We start from the raw sequence: 18,745 nt of genomic DNA on the forward strand, positions 1-18,745 counted from the left end.
ATTTTGGTTACAACAGCATTGCCGCTACAGAAATAAGACAAGGTCCATCTAACATTTCTTGTTGCATTTCTTTCCTTAGATCGGCGCGGCCTGTTACATAAAGGTCCGATAATGATGCTGCTGAATTTGCTTATGGGGATTGTGTGACTTCGCCTCACCTTTGGGGATCTTTTACTTGGTTTTACATCTGTATTGTGGCCTTCATGGTCGGAGGCTTGATCGTCGCCTCTGAACGATGGCACGGCGCATTTACGGGTGATTCAGATATGAATAAGCCGCAGGCCTCACATTCGCGGCCTACGCCGCGCGTCGGTGGCCTGGCTGTACTGGCGGGAACCCTGGCTGGGTTGCTGGTGTTAGGCCCCAGTAATATGACCCTTACCTGGCTGTGGCCGGTCCTGTTCATTGCAGCGATGCCGGTATTCGTGGCGGGTTTGCTGGAAGACATCACCAAAGATGTCGGCTCGGGAAAGCGCTTGCTTGCGGCATTTTTATCGGCCGCTATTGCCTGGTGGTTGTTAGGGGGCGTGTCCCGAGTGGGTCTGGGCTGGGCTGACTGGATTTTGTCCTACTGGCCAATATCGTTGTTATTCACCATGATCGCCGTCGGGGGCTGTACCCACGCGCTGAATATTGTTGACGGTATGAACGGCCTTGCCGGCATGATCGCCACGTTGATGGCGCTTTCGATTGGGCTGGTCGCACTTCAAGTACAAGACATTCCTATCTTCCTGATTGCCACCGCATTGGCGTCGGCCACGCTGGGCTTCCTGGTCTGGAACTTCCCCTTCGGGCGCGTGTTTCTGGGCGACGGCGGTGCCTATTTTCTTGGCTTCATGCTGGCGGAATTGGCGGTGCAGTTAGTGGTCCGTAACCCGAGCGTCTCGCCGTTTTATGCCCTCGCGGTACTTTTCTATCCCGTCTTCGAAACCTTGTTTTCTATTTGGCGTCGCCGCTTCAAGCGCGGCGTGCCCGTCGATCAGCCGGATGCCTTGCATCTGCATCAGTTGGTGTTTCGCCGCCTGGTGCGCGTTACATTCAGTCGCGATAGCCGGCATGCGGTGCCTGCGCTGTGTAACGCCATGGCGTCGCCTTACTTATGGGTGCTTGCCCTGATCGGACTCGTACCGGCCACTATTTTCTGGGACAACGCCTGGGCGCTTTGCGCCAGTTTGGTTGTGTTTGTCTGGGTCTATATCTGGCTTTACTCGCGGCTGGTGTCGTGGCGCCGCCCGTCGTGGCTGTTGTTGCCATCGCTAGGCCGCGGCCACCGTCGTAAGTAGGCGCCTCTTCATTCAGAGACGCCGCTTTTTAAATATGTCTTTTCTTAATCTATAGCCTAGGAGAACAAGTTGGAAATTCAAGATGTGAAACTTGCAGTAGTTGGTCTGGGCTACGTGGGATTGCCACTGGCAGTCGAGTTCGGTAAAAAACGGTGGGTTCTTGGCTTTGATATCAATGCCCGCCGGATTGCCGAATTGAAATCCGGCCAGGACCATACGCTGGAAGTCGATACCCACGAGCTTGCGGAAGCCACTAACCTGAGCTTCACCAGCGAACCGACACATTTGGCTGAAGCCAATGTTTTTATCGTCACCGTGCCGACTCCGATCGATGAATACAAGCAACCCGACTTGACGCCATTGATCCGTGCAAGCGAGTCTATAGGCAAAGTGCTCAAGCGCGGCGACATCGTGATCTATGAATCTACGGTTTACCCCGGTGCTACAGAGGAAGAATGTGTGCCTGTGCTGGAGCGTATATCAGGCCTGCGCTTCAACGAAGACTTTTACGCGGGCTATAGCCCTGAACGTATCAATCCAGGCGACAAGGCGCATCGTGTAGCCAACATCAAGAAGGTAACTTCGGGTTCGACTCCCGAGGTGGCGGACCTGATCGACGCCATATATGGCGAAATCATCGTAGTTGGCACACACAAAGCGCCGTCGATACGGGTCGCTGAAGCCGCCAAGGTCATTGAAAACACCCAGCGCGACGTGAATATTGCCCTGATCAATGAACTGGCGCTCATTTTTAACAAGATGGGAATCGACACACAGGCGGTTCTGGAAGCAGCGGGTACTAAATGGAACTTTCTTCCATTCCGGCCCGGACTCGTCGGCGGTCATTGCATAGGCGTGGATCCCTACTACCTTACGCACAAGGCTCAAGCTATCGGCTATCACCCGGAGATTATCCTGGCGGGTCGCAGGCTTAACGACTCCATGGGCGGTTATGTGGTGTCTCAGCTGGTCAAGCAAATGACCAAGCGGCGCATCCAGGTGCAAGGCTCCAAGGTGCTGGTAATGGGCCTGGCCTTCAAGGAAAACTGTCCCGATCTGCGCAATACGCGCATCGTTGATATCGTCAACGAACTGGGCGAATACAACATTGAAGTCGATGTTTATGATCCCTGGGTCGAGTCCGAAGCCGCCGTGCATGAATATGGCATTACGCCAGTTGCAAGCCTTGAAGCAGGAGCCTACGATGGAATTGTGCTCGCGGTGGCGCACGACCAGTTCGTTGCCATGGGCTGCGACGAAATTCGCGCCTTAGGCAAGCCTGAGCACGTTCTGTACGATCTTAAATACGTGCTGACCGCCGAAGAATCAGATCTCCGGCTGTAATCCAGAAAGTTTAAAGGCGTTATATGAGTATTCGTTATCAGGAAGTGACTGCAAAACTGCAGACTGAACCAAAAGTCTGGCTCGTCACGGGTTGCGCGGGCTTTATCGGCTCTAATTTGCTCGAGACGCTGTTGCGTATGGGCCAGAAGGTCGTGGGGCTGGATAATTTTGCCACTGGGCACCAATACAATCTGGATGAGGTCAAAAAAACCGTCACGCCGGAACAGTGGGAAAATTTCGTCTTCCATGAAGGCGATATCCGCGATCTCGACGCGTGCCGCAAGGCGGTGCAGGGCGCTAACTACGTGCTGCATCAGGCGGCGCTCGGTTCGGTTCCCCGTTCGCTGTCAGATCCCATCACCACCAACAGCGTGAATATCGACGGGTTTCTTAACATGCTGGTCGCAGCGCGCGACGCGCAAGTGCAGTCGTTCGTATATGCAGCCTCAAGCTCCACCTATGGTGATCACGAGGCTTTGCCCAAGGTGGAAGACCGCATCGGAAGGCCTTTGTCGCCTTACGCGGTAACCAAGTACGTGAACGAGCTTTATGCCGATGTGTTCACGCGTGCTTATGGCTTTGGCAGCGTGGGCCTGCGGTATTTCAACGTTTTCGGCAAAAGGCAGGACCCCAACGGCGCTTACGCGGCCGTCATCCCGAAATGGGTGGCTGCCATGATCCGTGGCGAAGACGTGGTCGTGAACGGCGACGGCGAAACCAGCCGTGACTTCTGCTTTATCGACAATGTCGTGCAGGCCAACATTCTTGCCGCGCTGGCTCAGCCCGACGGAATCAATCAGGTTTATAACGTGGCGTTCAACGCGCGTACCAGCCTGAACGAGTTGTTCGAGTACCTTGCCAAGGCGCTGGGCAATAACGGCATTGTGTACGATAAGCAGCCGGTCTACAGCGAGTTCCGTGCAGGCGATGTCCGCCATTCGCAAGCCGACATCAGTAAGGCAAAAAATCTGCTGGGTTACGAGCCGATGCACAATATTGTGCAAGGGCTCGAGGTCTCCATGCCCTGGTATACGCAATTTTTGCGTTAACTTGAAAACGTTAAAGCAGCGACTTTCCGGCCTGCACTCAGACCACCGACGCATCGCGCAAGGCGCGATGCGGGTGGCCTTCTTTTTGCTATTGGGTAAGGCCGCCGGCGCTTTCAAGGAAATGGCGGTCGCCTATCGCTACGGTGTGGGCGACGCCGTCGATGCCTACCAGTTCACCATGACCATGGCGAACTGGCTGCCCGTCACCATCGTTGGTGCCTTGTCGGTGGTCCTGATTCCGGTATTGGTGCGGACTCGTCGCGAAGGCCGTACCAGCCGGGCAAGGTTTCTGGGAGAGCTCCAGGGCTGGGTGATCGCCGCCGGTACGGTTTTGGCGGTGGTGCTTTACGTCGCGTGGCCGTGGCTGCTGGATATCGCAGGACAGGGTCTGCCTGCCGACGCCCGGCGCATGAGCGCGGAGCTTACGCTGGCCTTTGCGCCGGCGGCGTTGTTTACGCTTATGACCGGCATCAGCGCCGCACGCTTGCGGGCGCACGAACGCCATATCAATACGCTCCTGGACAGCATACCGGCAGTGGTTATCCTGGTCTGGGTCATGCTCGCGGCTACGGTAACTGACGTCGGCCCGCTTTTGTGGGGAACCTTGGTTGGCTACTTTATTCAGTCGGTCTGGTTGCTGTGGCTGGCCGCCAGGGCCGACGGAATGTGGGGCAGGCCGCGTCTAAGCTTTCAATCGCATCAGTGGCCCGATCTCGTGAAGGCCGCCGGGGTGATGCTCGTGGGCCAGGTCGCAATGAGCTTTGTGGGGCCTATCGATCAATACACGGCAGCCAACCTTGGTGGAAATGCCAACTCCACCTTGGGTTATGCCAGCCGGCTGCTGGCATTGTTATTAGGGGTAGGCGCTGCATCGGTAGGGCGCGCCGCGTTGCCGGTCCTCGCCGATATCCACAGTCGCGGCGATTCGGCGAGGGCACGCAGCACGGCATTGAAATGGTCGGTGTTGATGCTGCTTGTCGGTGCCGCTGTGACCTTCATCGGCTGGTTGCTGGCTCCGTGGGGTGTCAGTCTGCTGTTCGAGCGGGGCGCTTTCACTGCTGAGAACACGGCGACCGTTGCGCATGTCTTGCGGTGGGGCTTGCTGCAGATGCCGTTTTATTTTGGTGTGTTGATACTGGTACAGTTATTGGCTAGCCAGAACCGTTATCGAATCATGGCTGCGATTGCCGTAGCCAACTTTATTCTGAAGGCGGTAATGAATCAGGTCCTTGCTCCTGTAATGGGTCCGGCCGGAATCATGCTGGCGACCAGCATGATGTATGCCTTGTCATACGTGTGCTATGTCATGGTAGCCTTGCGTCCCGCACCTCCGGCGGCGACCTCCAGTTAGATTTTCAGATACAGGTATTGCTTTGAGTTCTTCGCGTTTTCCACCCCATTTGATGATTGTTATTCACTCGCTGAGTGGAGGGGGGGCCGAGCGGGTGGCGGCCGACTTAAGCGCTTACTGGGTGCAGCGTGGCTATCGAGTCACGCTTGTGACCCAGGCCGCCGCAGGCGCCGACGTATATCCGCTGCATCCCTCGGTCAAGCGCTACGCGCTGGGCACTGCCGCCTTCAGCTCCGGCAAGTTCAGTGCGATTGTCGCGAATTTGCGGCGTGTATGGGCCTTGCGCCGGCTTATCAAGCGGGAGCGCCCGACAATCGTGCTCGGAATGATGACAACGGCTTCAATACTTTCCATTGTCGCAGCGCGTGGTTTATCGTGCCGGGTGCTGGCCACCGAGCATACGCATCCCCCATCGCAAGAGTTGCCCGAAATGTGGTTGCGCCTTAGGCGTTGGGCCTATCCGCAGGCAGCCGCCGTCGTGGCCCTTACTTCGGGCACGGCAGCTTGGCTCAAGGAAAATGTGCCCGGTTCGCGCGTTACGGTTATTCCGAATGCGGTGCGCTGGCCGCTGGACAATGCCGAACCGGTATTGCCGCCGCCACCAAAAAATGGACGTTATCGCTTGCTGGCAGCCGGACGCCTGCACCCGCACAAAGGCTTCGATTTGCTGATTCAGGCATTCGAGGCGGTGGCGCGGTATTTTCCAGATTGGGATCTGGTCATACTGGGCGAAGGCGAGCGCCGCGAGGAACTTCAGGATCAAATCGACACTGCTGGGCTTTCCGCGCGTGTCAGTATGCCGGGCCGGGTTGGAAATGTGGCGGATTGGTATACCCAGTCCGACCTGTATGTGCTCAGCTCACGCGTTGAAGGCCTGTCTAATACCTTGCTCGAAGCGATGGCCAGTGGTTTGGCTCCGGTGGCGTTTGACTGCGAAACCGGGCCTCGCGAAATCGTGCGTCACGGCATCGATGGCGTGCTGGTCAGCCCGCCCGAAGACGATGAAGCGCTGGCCGCGCATTTGTCGGACATGATGGCGCACCGCGAACAGCGCGTGGCCTATGCACGCCGCGCTGTGGATGTGCGTGATCGTTTTTCCACAACACGTGTGATGGCGCTTTGGGGCCATTTGTTTGAAGATCGTTAACTCCGTTAAGCGAGCATGATATGTGTGGGATCGTTGGAATTTGGGGACCTCTGCCCGATAAGCAGGCCGTGATAACCGGCGGATGCCGCCGCATGCGCCATCGTGGTCCCGACAGCGAAGGTTATTGGGAGGATCAGGCTGCTGGGCTGGCTCTAGGGCATGTGCGGCTGGCGATTCTTGACCTGACCCCGGCCGGACACCAGCCTATGGTGTCCGCTTGCGGACGCTATGCGCTAGTGCTCAACGGCGAAATCTATAACCATCTTGAGCTGCGTGCCACGCTTGAAGCGCAAGGCCATGCCCCCTCGTGGCGGGGTCACTCTGATACCGAGACGTTATTGGCTGGATTCGTCGCCTGGGGGGTCCAGCAAACCTTGCAGGCCTCAACGGGTATGTTTGCCATCGCATTATGGGATCGGCAGGAACGAACGCTAAGCCTGATGCGTGATCGCATGGGTGAAAAGCCCCTGTATATGGGCTTTGTATCCGGCAATTTCGTCTTCGCTTCTGAACTTAAAGCGCTCACTGCCATACCGGGGTTCAACAACGAGCCTGATCGCAAAGCCTTGTCTTTGCTGGTGCGCCATAACTATATTCCCGCGCCTCTTAGCATATACAGTGGTATCAGGAAATTGGCGCCGGGCTCGTGGATTCAGCTGTCAGAAGAACAGCGCCAGCACGGGGCGTTGCCGTTGCCCCAGCATTACTGGTCGGCACACGAGGTCGCAGAGCGGTCCAGAAAGCATGGACTGTCGTTCGCTTCGGACGGTGATGCGATCGACGCCCTGGAAGGGGTGCTGACCGCAGCCGTTAAAGGCCAGATGATTTCCGATGTGGATCTGGGTGCTTTTTTGTCAGGTGGCATCGATTCTTCGATCGTTGTGGCATTGATGCAGAAAAACAATCCGCAAGCGGTCAAGACGTACTCTATTGGATTCAGCGATCCCGCCTACAACGAGGCGGAGCACGCCATGGCGGTTGCCAGGCATCTGGGTACGGACCACACCGAGCTTTATGTCAGTGCCGATGACGCGCTGGCGGTGGTCCCCGGGCTCGCAGGAATGTACGACGAGCCGTTTGCCGACTCCTCACAGATCCCAACCGTACTGGTTACGCGTATGGCAAGCCAGCACGTGAAGGTGGTCTTGTCGGGCGATGGCGGAGACGAATTATTTGGCGGATATTCGCGCTATTTTCGGGCACAGCGATGGTGGAATAAGCGTGAATCCATACCGGTGGCATTGCGCACGCCTCTGGCTGCAGTGGCCCGCAGCGCTTCACGATTGGCCGGCAATGGACACAAGCGCGATCAACTGGAAAAGCTGGCTGAAGTTCTGGGTTCCCAGCATTCCGGCAAGTTTTATCAGCAGTTCGTGTCGTACTGGAAGGATCCGGCTGAAGTGGTCATTGGCGCCAGCTTACCTTCTACAGCATTCGACGAGCCATCTGACGACGGAATTTTTGAGCGCATGATGCTGCTTGATGCACTTACCTATCTGCCAGACGATATTCTGGTAAAGGTCGACCGTGCCGCGATGGCCGCAAGCCTCGAAACCCGGGTGCCGATGATCGATCATGACGTGTTCGAGTTTGCCCAACGCCTGCCACTTGATTACAAGATTCGAGACGGCCGGGGCAAATGGCTCTTGCGCCAGCTTTTGTATCGCCATGTTCCACAACAAATGGTCGACCGCCCCAAGAAGGGATTCTCGGTTCCTTTGGCAGCATGGCTGCGTGGACCGCTGAAGGACTGGGCGGCGGTTTTATTGGACTCTACACGACTGCGTCAACAGGGCTTGTTCCATGCGGAACCTATCGTGCGTAAGTGGCGGGAACATCAGTCCGGACAGCGTGATTGGAGCACTCATCTATGGAGCATTCTGATGACCCAGGCCTGGCTGGACCATAATAAGGCAGACCTCGGCATGAGGCGGCCATGAAGATACTTTTCTTTGTGAGCTCGATGCATGCTGGCGGAGCCGAGCGGGTCGCCGCAACCCTGGCCAGTGCGTGGGTGCAACGCGGCGACGACGTCACGTTGGTTCCCAGTTATACCAAGAAAGGCAAACTGTTCTACAAGCTGGATCGAGGTATCAAACTTGTTTGGCTCGCGGACCGCATGGGCTGGTTGGGCAAAACCTGGTTCGCCAGCGTCAGAAAGTGGTTCGCCATTCGACGTCTCGTCAAGGAAACAAGGCCGGACGTCATCATTTCATTTCTGACCAACGTGAATGTAATGGTCTTGCTGGCCACTCGCGGAATGGATGTCCCCACTATCGTCTGCGAACGTACCAACCCGGCGGTCAGCACCAGTGCTGGCAAGACGCTTCAGCGATTGCGCCGCCTAGTCTACCCGTGGGCAAGTCTGGTTACCGTGCAGTCCGAAGACAGCGTCGAACGTTTCCAGGTAGCCGTGCAGGGAATTCGGCGCTTGGCCGTGATTCCCAACCCTTTGCCGCCCGAACTGACCTCCAAGCAGATTGTCAGGCCCCCTGCTGGGCCCGGCGCACGCCTTCGTTTGGTGGCTATGGGCCGGCTGGTGGCCAGCAAACGCTTTGGATCGCTCATACAGGTCTTTTCGACCTTGGCGGCCGAGTTCCCCGAGTGGGATCTATATATCTGGGGCGAAGGCCCTTTGCGTACCGTTCTGGAACAGCAGGTCCAGGACGCCGGCCTGGATGGGCGTGTTTTTCTGCCTGGACGCACCAACCTACCCTGGGAGGAGCTGGCCAGTTCCGATACCTTTGTGCTGACTTCCGAGGTCGAGGGCTTTCCTAATGTCTTGCTCGAAGCCATGGCGCAAGGTCTGGCCTGCGTAACGGTTGATTGTCCCAGCGGCCCTCGCGAGATCAGCCGCAATGGCGAGGACGCCTTGCTGGTGCCGCTGGGCGATGAACCCGCACTGGCCAATGCGTTGCGTCAGTTAATGGGGGATCCCGTTCTGCGCGATGTATTGGGAAAACATGCCGCGATTTCGGTTCGGCAGCGCTACGATCTGCACGAGATTTTGCATCAATGGGACGCGCTGATTGCCAGCGTTCGTGCCCCTGAACGCCAGGAAGTTAATGCATGAGCAACACCACAGTAATTCCGCCCACGCCCTTGCACGTCGTCCATATTATTTCAGGCTTGGGGCATGGCGGGGCAGAGACCGTGTTGCATCGCTTGATTACCGCGCCGGGCGGATCCGACCGCCACTGTGTCATTTCCATGGGTGATGAAGGCCTATTCGGGCCGCGTCTGCGCGAAGCCGGCATTGCCGTTTACACGCTTGACATGAAAACCCCCATGGGGGCAGTCAAGGGGCTGTGGCGCATGCACCAGCTGCTGCGCAAGTTGAATCCCGACGTCGTGCAAACGTGGATGTACCACGCGGACCTTATCGGCGGCGTCGTTGCACGGTTGGCGGGAATCAAAGCGCTTGCATGGGGAATCCGTAACTCTGGGGCCGATCTGCATAAAAGCAGCCGTTCGGCCCGCGTTTTATCCTGGCTGTGCGCCCGCGTGTCGCCCATTGTGCCTGGGGTCATTGTTTCCTGCGCCGACAACGCTGCTCAGCGTCATCAGGAATGGGGTTATCGCGCCGACCGGATGTTGGTCATTCCCAACGGCTACGACCTCTCTTGCTGGCAACCCGATCCATTGTCGCGTTCCGCCGTACGTTCGGAATGGGGCTGGTCAGACGAGCTTCGCGTCATAGGCAGTGTGGCGCGCTGGAATCCATTGAAGGACCATGCCAATCTGCTTGCTGCTTTTGCGCTCAGCGCCCGGCATAACCCGTCACTGCGTTGTGTTCTGATTGGTCAGGGCATGGAAGCCTCGAACGCGGCGCTGATGGCGCTGATCAATCAGCACGGCATAGGCGACAAGGTAAAGCTGCTGGGTAGGCGCGATGATGTCCCGCGCTTGATGAATGGGCTGGACGTGCATGTCTTGTCGAGCCGGGCAGAAGGTTTTCCCAATGTGGTCGCCGAGGCCATGGCAATGGGCGTGGCCTGCGTGGTGACCGACGTAGGTGACGCAGCACGGATCGTTGCTGATGCAGGGTGGGTGGCGCCGCCGCAGAATGCACCGGCCCTGTCAAAGGCCATTGACGCCGCTGTTGCGCAATGGGGCACCAACGAGCTGGCAGAGCGACTGCAGGCGGGCAGGCAGCGGGTGGGGCGGCTGTTCAGCCTGGAAGCCATGGTCAAAGCCTATCACGTGGTATGGCATCGTCTGGCGGCCGATTATCCGTCCCGCAATGGACTGGTCCGGCGTGCGTCGTACCAACACGATGCGACGGAGACGGCTGGCCGCCAAGCTGGCCGCCGTTTGATGTTCGTGGTGAATAATCCCGCATTCTTTCTTTCGCATCGTTTGCCGCTGGCTCTCGGTGCGAAGGAGGCGGGATTTGAGGTCCATGTCGCCACCATGGACGGTCCGTCCGTCCCCGAGATCCTGGCACACGGATTGGTTCACCATGTGATTCCCATGTCGCGCAGCGGCAGAAACCCTGCCCAGGAAGTACAAAGCATTTATGCTCTCTGGAAATTATTCAGACGCCTGCAGCCTGATGTGGTCCATGCGGTGACGATTAAGCCGGTCTTGTATGGGGGCATTGCAGCCCGTCTGGCGCGGGTGCCGGCATATATCGCCGCCATCTCGGGTCTGGGCTTCGTTTTCAGTGACCGGGATCGACGCTTTAATTTTTTGCGATTGGCCGCCACGGGGTTATACCGCCTGGCGCTGGGTCATCCCAATAGCCGGGTCATTTTCCAGAATGTTAACGATAGCGAGGTGTTGCGTCGGGCGAGGGTTGTTAGGCCGGAACAGGTCGTATTGATACGCGGCTCGGGCGTGGATTTGAATGAGTTTCAAGCGTCGCCGGAACCTGATGGCCCGCCTGTGGCGATCATGGCTGCGCGCTTGTTGTTTGACAAGGGGGTTGCGGAGTTCGTGGAGGCTGCACGGATGACGGCAGGCGATGCGAGCGGCTTGCGGTGGTTGCTGGTGGGTGCGCCTGACCCCGGCAATCCGGCGAGCATCAGCGAGCTTGAATTCGCAAGTTGGCAGCGCGAAGGTTTCGTCCAGTGTCTGGGTGAGCGTTCTGATATTGCGGCGTTGTATCAGCAGTCGAATATCGCGGTGCTGCCGTCGTACCGGGAGGGGTTGCCGAAGTCTTTGGTTGAGGCTGCTGCGTGTGGCCGCGCTGTGGTGACGACGGATGTGCCTGGATGTCGTGATGCGATTGAGCCGGGGATTTCGGGCTTGTTGGTACCGGCGCGAAATGCCCGGGCGCTTGCTGATGCGGTGTTGCGGTTGGCGAGGGAGCCGGAGTTACGGCATAAGATGGGCGCGGAGGGGCGGATTCTGGCTGAGCAGGAGTTTGATATTCGGAAGGTGGTGCAGGCGCATGTGGGTTTGTATGAGATGCTTTCTTAGGGGGGAGTGTTCTGAGTCTTGTGGTTTTCCCGGGTTCATCTCGGTTTCGTCGTAGCTTTCATATTCGGTTTTCATAATCGGTTTTCATAACCGGTTTTCATAACCGGTTTTCATATTCGGGTTCTTAAGGGCCGTCGTGCCTGGGGCTGGGTGCGCTAGATTCGCCCGGCCCTGGCTTCGCCAGCGCTGCCCGCATACCGTGCCATGGCGGGGCGTCCGCGAACTCGCAGCGCGGACAGTCCAATTGGACTATCCGCAAGCGTGCTGCTCAGACAACGCGGCCTTGTACCCCCGCCATGGCACGGTAATGCGGCGGGCGAAAAAATCGCTTACCCAGCCCCAGGCACGACGGCCCAAGGCAACGGAATAGCATCGATGGCAATGTATGGTTTGGGGCGTATGTATGCTAAGTGACGGGATACTTGCATATGGCCATAGCGCGGTGGTACATAGCCAGAGTTCGGGACACATAGCCATAGTGTGGGGCACATAGTCATAGTGCGGGGACATATGGCTGCAGCGCGGTGATACATGGTCCACTGTTGCGCAGCGACCCGGGTCAAGATTTGAAGAGGTTTTGGCGCAGCAATTGCGTTGATGTGAGCGCTGCCGCCCTTCCAGATCGCGACGAGATTACTCCGGCGGATTTAATGGTCTTTGGCAGCAGCCGCTAAATTTGCCACGAGCCATAAGACACTTTCCTATGGGGCAGCTGGTTCCCGGAAGTCGGGAGATCGTGCTTGTGACAGCCGATCCAACTGCGAGGCCTGCACCCTTAACGGTAAGGCGCCAAACGCATGGGTCTAATGACGGAGCGATTGTGCGCGTGTATGTCTGTATTGTTTATCAAACCAGTACTTTGGCCAAAAGCGCAAAAGGCCTAGGCGGTATCACGCGCCGAAAAGCGTCGTATATGACGGTCGTTGAAGAGGTCTCAGGAGCCCATCATGAAATGTCTTTGCTGGAGCCGACTTTTCATTGCTTTCTGTGCGGGCTTAGGGTTATCAAGCCCATTAACAGCAACGGCGCAGTCCTGGACGCCCTATGGTCCCGGTATCGTGGAAGAGCTGGTGACTGGTGCGATTGATTACGCCTCGATGCGAATCGCCATGGAAGCCAAGCCTGACCTACTGCGTGCGCGGATTGAGGCATGTGGAGAATGTTCCGAGCGCGATGCCCTTGAGCGCCAGCTCCAACTTGCTGAGCGCGATCGTGAATTGATTAGCTCGATGGAGTCAACGGTTGCACGAAGCATGGGTATGGATTCCTGGACCGCCAGAAAGCTCGGCATCAAAATTTTCCCCCCACACGTACTCAAAGAACCTGCGCCCTGTATCGCGCTTTACGATCGAGCGTTCAGTTGTCAGGTGGCACATGATGATAAAACACCTTCTACGCTGAGCAGCCCGTGTAACACCGAATTCAAGCTTTACTCCCTGTGTTCGAAAGGTGAAGCTAAGCCTTTCAATGAGTACGTCGAATTTCTGCGCCGCAAAGCTCGCGGTGAATTTGTGTCAGAAACCGATAAGGAAAATGCTATCCGGTTCTATAACGTCAAGCCGGGAATGGTCTTTCCCCAGAATGAGGTGAAGCTGACGCCAGAGCGGAATTCCTACCGCATATACATTGACAACAACTCGCCCAATTCTTTGCGGTCTGCATATGTCTTTCTCTCTGCCCGGGTGCCTTTGATTCACGGTAACGCAGAGGCCTTTCGCGAGCCTTGGAGAACCATTGTCGATGAAGATATCCGTGCGATCGGCTTGCCACCCTATCTCGTCTGTTACTACAAGCTGGATGATAACGTCACGGGCCGAAAACACACTTTCTGGTATCGCGAACGTCCCGAAGCTGCGGATCCTATACGATTGCAGTCTCGAATAAAGAACCACCCCTTACTGGACATCGGCGGCCCCGTCGATCATTGTCCAGAAACCGCTCCCGAGGCAGAGGCCTTAAACCCACAACTGCCATACATGCAGCTCAAGGTTGTCTACAAAGGCATGCTCACTCAATAGATGACAGGCTGAAGCGACCCCACTTGACCCTGTGATTCTCGTGTTAGCCTCCAACCCCGTTTTAAAGCGGAAAAGCTCTTGATACTGTTGATATCGGGATCACGATCCATAAGGTCCTTCATTTGGTAGCTTGCTGTGCCGCCCTACCTAAGGGCAGTTCTGCGCAACTAAATGGTCCTACATAATCGCTCGCGCTCTCCTATTCGCTTTCAGGACGTCACATGAAAATCTCGGGCGGAACAGACATGGTGATCCGATACTGCATTCGTAAGCTCATGATCTTAATCATGTGTATTCAGAACATGTATCTAGAACGTGTGTCTAGAGCGTGTATCTAGAGCGCGTATCTAGAGCGCGTACCTAGAGCGCGTATCTATCATGGATATCCAAAGGTCCTGCAACAGCAGCGTTAACCCGGCCAATATTAGATCGCTCCCATGACATTTAATTCCAAGGTGCAGCGGGTTGGGGGAGGCTGGACGAAAGTTTGAGCGCGCCGGCCAAACGCTCTGGGTCGGGGAAGAGAGGGCCCGCCTGTTTGAGCCATAAGCACAGGCCACAGGCCTGGCGTGGCGAGTTTGGGCCCGCCCCGAGCCAGGGCGATTGGTCGGGCAGTCCGGCGAAGCGCGGACCGCAGCGATCTTTCGTCCAGCCTCCCCCAACCCGTGGCACCGATTTAAGAAACGTTGCACCAATTTACGAAGTTGCGCCAAGGAACGTTGCGCTTATTTAAGAACTGACGCACCGACTTAAGGATTGACGCACCGACTTAAGAACTTATTAATGCCGGCCACCTGTGCCAAATCACCCTAACTTCGAATTCAGGCACCGCCTCTTAGAACGGCAGTGCAATCTCTGGCACCAAGGCCGTCAACGCCTGCCGGAATTCTAGCTTGATCCGTTCCAACGCTTCCGGCGTTTCGCCCTCGAACCGTAAGACTACGACTGGCGTGGTGTTTGAGGCCCGGGCGAGACCGAAGCCATCGGTGTATTCGGCTCGGACGCCGTCTATGGTGTTAATGCTTGTGGCATTTGGGAAATCGCCTTCCTTCTGAAGACGGGCGATGAGGGCGTGGGGTTCGCCTTCCTGCATTTCCAGTTTCAACTCCGGTGTGGAAATATCCTGTGGCAGGGCTTCCAGCAGGACGGAAGGGTCATCGTGGCGCGACAGAATTTCGAGTAGACGGGTGCCCGTGTACAGACCATCGTCGAAACCGTACCAGCGCTCTTTGAAGAAAATGTGACCGCTCATCTCTCCGGCCAGTGGGGCGCCTGTTTCTGCCAGCTTCGCCTTAATCATCGAATGACCGGTTTGCCACATCAGCGGCTTGCCGCCAGCCCGCTTAATCGATCTCGCCACGTGCCGGCTGCATTTGACGTCGAAAATAATCGTAGAGCCCGGATCGCGTTGCAGGATATCGAGCGCGTACAGAATCAATTGACGGTCCGGCCAGATAATTTCGCCGGATTTCGTCACGACCCCAAGTCGATCAGCATCGCCATCGAAGGCCAGGCCAATTTCGCAGTCGGTTTCTTTTACGTGACGGATCAAATCTTGCAGATTATGCGGGTCCGCGGGGTCCGGATGGTGATTAGGGAAAGTGCCATCCACCTCGCAGAAAAGTTCGTCAACTTCGCAACCCAGCTTCGTGAACAGCTGCCTTGCCAGCACGCCTCCCACACCATTGCCGCAGTCGATCGCGATTTTCATGGGCCGGGCAAGCTTTACGTCTGAACAAATGCGGTCGACGTATGTGTCGATCAGATCGATCGTGGTGCCCTTGCCGTGCGTTGCCTGCCTTGCGTTGCGATCCAGACGGTTCATCGTGTGCTTCAGTGCCTGGATGTCGGCACCATGCAAGGTCTTGCCGCCCATCATCATCTTGAAGCCGTTGTAGTTGGGCGGATTATGGCTTCCCGTGATGGCGACGCCCGACCCTGTCTTTCGTACGTGCGTTGCAAAGTAAACTAGCGGCGTGGGCACCATGCCTATATCGATGGTGTTGATACCGCCTTGCTGCAGGCCTTCCCGCAGGGCTGCGGCGAGGTCGGGGCTGCTCAATCGTCCATCGTAGCCCACCACCAGTGCGGCAATGCCCTCGGCGCGGGCGCGCTCTGCAAGGGCGAGACCTAAAAGACGGGCGAAGTCCGGATTGAGCTGTTCGGGCACCGTGCCGCGGATATCGTAGGCTTTGAATACGGCGTCGGGTAAGGGCTGATTATCGATCACGAGCAATTCCTTCACAAAAATCATTGGATTGAGTGCGATTATCCCGGATTCTGTCGGCGAGTGCCCGCCGCAGGTATCGCTCGGCGATAGTCTGTATCTGCCTTAGAATGCAATTCTAAGCATTTCATTCGTGGAAAGGGAAGTAATGAGTCTTGTAGACGAACTAGTTCAGATGTTGGGTCGGCCATATGTCGTGACCGGCGAAGAGGCAATGGCGTCTTATACCGTTGATTGGCGTGGCCGATATAGCGGTCATGCACTGGCCGTCGTGAAGCCGGGCTCGACCGACGAAGTCGCACAGGTGGTGCGATGGTGCGCGGAAAACAGGGTGCCCATGGTCCCTCAGGGCGGCAATACCGGGTTGTGCGGTGGCGCAACGCCCGATGCCAGTGGCCGTGCGGTGGTCGTCTCCCTAACCCGTTTGAACCAGATTCGCAGCGTTGATACCGATAATGACACCATGGTGGTGGAAGCTGGCTGTATTTTGCAATCGGTGCAGCAGGCGGCTCGCGATGTCGACCGGCTTTTCCCCTTGAGCCTTGCAGCGGAGGGTAGTTGTACGCTGGGCGGCAATCTGGCCACGAATGCGGGCGGCACACAAGTATTGCGTTATGGCAATGCACGCGACCTCGTGTTGGGTCTGGAAGTGGTTACGGCGCAAGGTGAAATTTGGCATGGGCTACGCGGGCTGCGCAAAGATAACACCGGCTACGATCTGCGCAATTTATATATCGGCAGCGAGGGCACGCTAGGCATTATTACCGCAGCGACCGTTAAACTTTATCCACTGCCCGTAGCGCAATGCACGGCGCTGCTGGCGTTGAACGCTGTAGAGGACGCGGTAACGGTGTTGTCGGCCGCACGCAAGGGCTTCGGTGCGGCGTTAACGGGCTTCGAGCTTATCGCTGGCGAATGCCTGCAGGGGGTGGTTACGTGCTATCCGCAACAGCGGATTCCCTTCGAGGGCGCTTCAGCCGGTCTGCCTTGGTATGCCTTGCTGGAGTTGTCGGACAGTGAAAGTGAAGCGCATGCGCGCGAGCGGTTCGAGGCGGTCGTGGGCGACGCCATCGAAGCTGGCCTGGTGCTCGACGCCGTTATTGCTGAAAACATTACACAAAGCGAATCGCTGTGGCACCTGCGTGAAAGCATACCATTGGCCGAAAAAGCGTTCGGCAAAAGTATTAAACACGACGTGTCCATTCCGGTGTCGCTGATGGCCGAATTTGTCGAAACCACTAACGCCTTGTTGCAAGAACGTTTTCCCGGTATTCAGCACGTCATTTTCGGGCACCTGGGCGACGGCAACTTACATTACAACGTTGCCAAGGGTCAGGCATTTTCTGAAGAAGGGCTTTTGGCCAAGCAAAACGCCATTTACGAAGTGGTGCACGACAGCGTGCACCGTTTCGGTGGCTCGATCAGCGCCGAGCATGGGGTAGGGCAATTAAAGCGAGATCTTTTGCCCCGCTACAAAGACCCCACCGAGCTCGCGCTGATGCGGCGGATCAAGCATGCGCTTGATCCGGACGGGTTAATGAACCCTGGAAAAATGCTGGCGTCTTGAAGGCGTTTATTTAGAATCGCGCCGGTAATACGGTGCCGGCGCATTCTCCCAGGCTAATTGAAGGGTAGCCCGGTTTACTGCATCGGGCGCGCAAAATGACTTCATCATTATCTTGAAGGAAAGTGCGTTCTTCGCCCCACGGCAAGGTAACGGGCTTTTTGCCGCCCTGGTTCAGCTCCAGAAGGGATCCTTCCTGGCCAGGATTGGGCCCGGAAAGCGTACCAGTTCCCAGCAGATCGCCGGCCTGCAGATTACAGCCATTGACGGTGTGGTGCGCCAGCAGCTGGGCGACGGTCCAGTAGGCTTCCTTGAAATTGCTGCTCGACAGAAGAGCCGGTTCTGTCTTGCTGGAGCGAGACTGCTGCGTGCTGAGCAAAACGTCGAGCGTAATATCGAATACACCTGCCTCTTTGTTGTCAGGCGAGCTTAGGTAAGCCAAGGGCTGAGGGTCGTTCGGATTGCGCTGGAATGCCGTTCGAAAGGGTGCCAGAGCTTCAAGGGTGACGATCCACGGCGAGATGGTGCTGGCAAAGTTTTTGGCCAGGAAAGGGCCCAGTGGCTGGTATTCCCAGGCCTGCAGGTCGCGTGCGGACCAGTCATTCAGTATGCACAGGCCAAACACATGCGATTCTGCGTCGCTTACCGTAATTCGCTCGCCTTGGGCATTGCCTTGGCCTACGAAAATTCCCAGCTCAAGTTCATAGTCCAGACGTTCGCATGGGCCAAATCCCGGTTCGCTGTTCTCGTTGGCAGGGCGCGTCTGCCCGATTGGCCGTGGAAATTTCTGGCCCGATACACCAATGCTGGAAGCCCGGCCGTGATAGCCAATAGGCACCCATTTATAGTTGGGAAGCAAAGGGTTGTCTGGGCGAAACTGTTTTCCGACTGCCGTGGCGTGATGCAGCGAAATATAAAAGTCGGTGTAGTCACCGATGCGTGCCGGTAAGGAAAACTCAAGGTCAGCCTGAGGAATCAATAATGGAGCCAGTGTCTGTTGCATTGGCGACCCGGCACGTAAGGCCCGTGAAAGCTCCAGGCGCAACGCCGACCAGTGGGCCTGACCTAGGCTCATCAAATCATTCAGCTGACTGGACTGGCAGGCGGCAAGGGCTACGCCGGCCATGCCGTCCCAAGGTTTGGTTTGTGCCAGCGCAGCCAGATCCAGGGCCTGGTCTCCGATTGCTACGCCTGGGCGAAAACCTTCTGAACTGCCTGCTTTGCGAAAAACCCCGAATGGCAGGTTCTGGACGGGGAAGCCATTGTCGGGGACGTTGGCCGAGGCGACCCAGCTTTCAAGAGTCGGTTCGTGTGTTTCATTCAAATAAGCCATGCAAA

The 18,745-nt window shown here is 56.9% G+C and carries 12 protein-coding genes and 1 pseudogene; 11 read left to right on the plus strand and 2 right to left on the minus strand.

Translation table 11 applies throughout. The features are described 5' to 3' along the window. Positions 1–203 precede the first annotated feature (203 nt). The 10 genes and pseudogenes from EKL30_RS16130 (at position 204) to EKL30_RS16170 (ending at position 13,616) form a co-directional block, all read left to right on the plus strand. Positions 204–1,283, plus strand: a complete 1,080-nt coding sequence (locus tag EKL30_RS16130; protein WP_126708376.1) for a glycosyltransferase — start codon at positions 204–206, stop codon at positions 1,281–1,283. A 69-nt stretch (positions 1,284–1,352) separates the two neighbouring features. Then, complete coding sequence (tviB, locus tag EKL30_RS16135; protein WP_126708269.1) at positions 1,353–2,627, plus strand: Vi polysaccharide biosynthesis UDP-N-acetylglucosamine C-6 dehydrogenase TviB; 1,275 nt, start codon at positions 1,353–1,355, stop codon at positions 2,625–2,627. Between the two features lie 23 nt (positions 2,628–2,650). Further along, positions 2,651–3,676 (plus strand): SDR family oxidoreductase, encoded by a 1,026-nt coding sequence (locus tag EKL30_RS16140; protein WP_126708270.1) that lies wholly within the window; start codon positions 2,651–2,653, stop codon positions 3,674–3,676. Position 3,677: 1 nt separating this feature from the next. Further along, complete coding sequence (gene murJ, locus EKL30_RS16145) at positions 3,678–5,027, plus strand: murein biosynthesis integral membrane protein MurJ (protein ID WP_126708271.1); 1,350 nt, start codon at positions 3,678–3,680, stop codon at positions 5,025–5,027. Between the two features lie 52 nt (positions 5,028–5,079). Next, positions 5,080–6,174, plus strand: a complete 1,095-nt coding sequence (locus EKL30_RS16150) for a glycosyltransferase family 4 protein (protein ID WP_126708377.1) — start codon at positions 5,080–5,082, stop codon at positions 6,172–6,174. A gap of 20 nt (positions 6,175–6,194) precedes the next feature. Continuing rightward, on the plus strand, positions 6,195–8,114 hold the full coding sequence (gene asnB, locus EKL30_RS16155) for an asparagine synthase (glutamine-hydrolyzing) (RefSeq protein WP_126708272.1): 1,920 nt from the start codon (positions 6,195–6,197) through the stop codon (positions 8,112–8,114). Then, positions 8,111–9,247: a glycosyltransferase family 4 protein gene (locus EKL30_RS16160; protein WP_126708273.1), complete on the plus strand. Its 1,137-nt coding sequence runs from the start codon at positions 8,111–8,113 to the stop codon at positions 9,245–9,247. The genes asnB and EKL30_RS16160 overlap by 4 nt, the downstream gene beginning before the upstream one ends. Next, positions 9,244–10,254 (plus strand): annotated as a pseudogene (locus EKL30_RS19490) (glycosyltransferase); the annotation flags it as partial. The gene EKL30_RS16160 and the pseudogene EKL30_RS19490, both read left to right, overlap by 4 nt. A 237-nt stretch (positions 10,255–10,491) precedes the next feature. Then, complete coding sequence (locus EKL30_RS19495) at positions 10,492–11,598, plus strand: glycosyltransferase family 4 protein (RefSeq protein ID WP_370246280.1); 1,107 nt, start codon at positions 10,492–10,494, stop codon at positions 11,596–11,598. A 947-nt stretch (positions 11,599–12,545) separates the two neighbouring features. After that, positions 12,546–13,616 carry a hypothetical protein gene (locus tag EKL30_RS16170; protein WP_126708275.1) on the plus strand — a complete coding sequence of 357 codons (1,071 nt, stop codon included), beginning with the start codon at positions 12,546–12,548 and terminating at the stop codon, positions 13,614–13,616. Between the two features lie 835 nt (positions 13,617–14,451). Here the strand turns inward: EKL30_RS16170 and EKL30_RS16175 are convergent. Beyond that, positions 14,452–15,870, minus strand: a complete 1,419-nt coding sequence (locus EKL30_RS16175) for a phosphomannomutase/phosphoglucomutase (RefSeq protein WP_126708276.1) — start codon at positions 15,868–15,870, stop codon at positions 14,452–14,454. A gap of 121 nt (positions 15,871–15,991) precedes the next feature. On the opposite strand from EKL30_RS16175, the gene EKL30_RS16180 reads away from it, so the two are divergent. After that, a complete protein-coding gene (locus EKL30_RS16180; protein ID WP_126708277.1) occupies positions 15,992–17,410 on the plus strand; it encodes an FAD-binding oxidoreductase in 1,419 nt (472 codons plus the stop codon). A 10-nt stretch (positions 17,411–17,420) separates the two neighbouring features. Here the strand turns inward: EKL30_RS16180 and fahA are convergent, their stop codons facing one another. Beyond that, complete coding sequence (gene fahA / locus EKL30_RS16185; protein WP_126708278.1) at positions 17,421–18,740, minus strand: fumarylacetoacetase; 1,320 nt, start codon at positions 18,738–18,740, stop codon at positions 17,421–17,423. Between the last annotated feature and the right edge of the window lie 5 nt (positions 18,741–18,745).

It is taken from the genome of Candidimonas sp. SYP-B2681 (assembly GCF_003971065.1).
Classification (GTDB): Bacteria; Pseudomonadota; Gammaproteobacteria; order Burkholderiales; family Burkholderiaceae_B; genus Pollutimonas.

Bases quoted from the DNA above. Each gene is read 5' to 3' on its own strand.
- EKL30_RS16130 (WP_126708376.1), top strand. From the start codon at position 204: ATGGTCGGAGGCTTGATCGTCGCCTCTGAACGATGGCACGGCGCATTT.
- EKL30_RS16140 (WP_126708270.1), top strand. From the start codon at position 2,651: ATGAGTATTCGTTATCAGGAAGTGACTGCAAAACTGCAGACTGAACCA.
- EKL30_RS16150 (WP_126708377.1), top strand. From the start codon at position 5,080: ATGATTGTTATTCACTCGCTGAGTGGAGGGGGGGCCGAGCGGGTGGCG.
- asnB (WP_126708272.1), top strand. From the start codon at position 6,195: ATGTGTGGGATCGTTGGAATTTGGGGACCTCTGCCCGATAAGCAGGCC.
- EKL30_RS16160 (WP_126708273.1), top strand. From the start codon at position 8,111: ATGAAGATACTTTTCTTTGTGAGCTCGATGCATGCTGGCGGAGCCGAG.
- EKL30_RS19495 (WP_370246280.1), top strand. From the start codon at position 10,492: ATGTTCGTGGTGAATAATCCCGCATTCTTTCTTTCGCATCGTTTGCCG.
- EKL30_RS16170 (WP_126708275.1), top strand. From the start codon at position 12,546: ATGAAATGTCTTTGCTGGAGCCGACTTTTCATTGCTTTCTGTGCGGGC.
- EKL30_RS16175 (WP_126708276.1), bottom strand. From the start codon at position 15,870: ATGATTTTTGTGAAGGAATTGCTCGTGATCGATAATCAGCCCTTACCC.
- EKL30_RS16180 (WP_126708277.1), top strand. From the start codon at position 15,992: ATGAGTCTTGTAGACGAACTAGTTCAGATGTTGGGTCGGCCATATGTC.
- fahA (WP_126708278.1), bottom strand. From the start codon at position 18,740: ATGGCTTATTTGAATGAAACACACGAACCGACTCTTGAAAGCTGGGTC.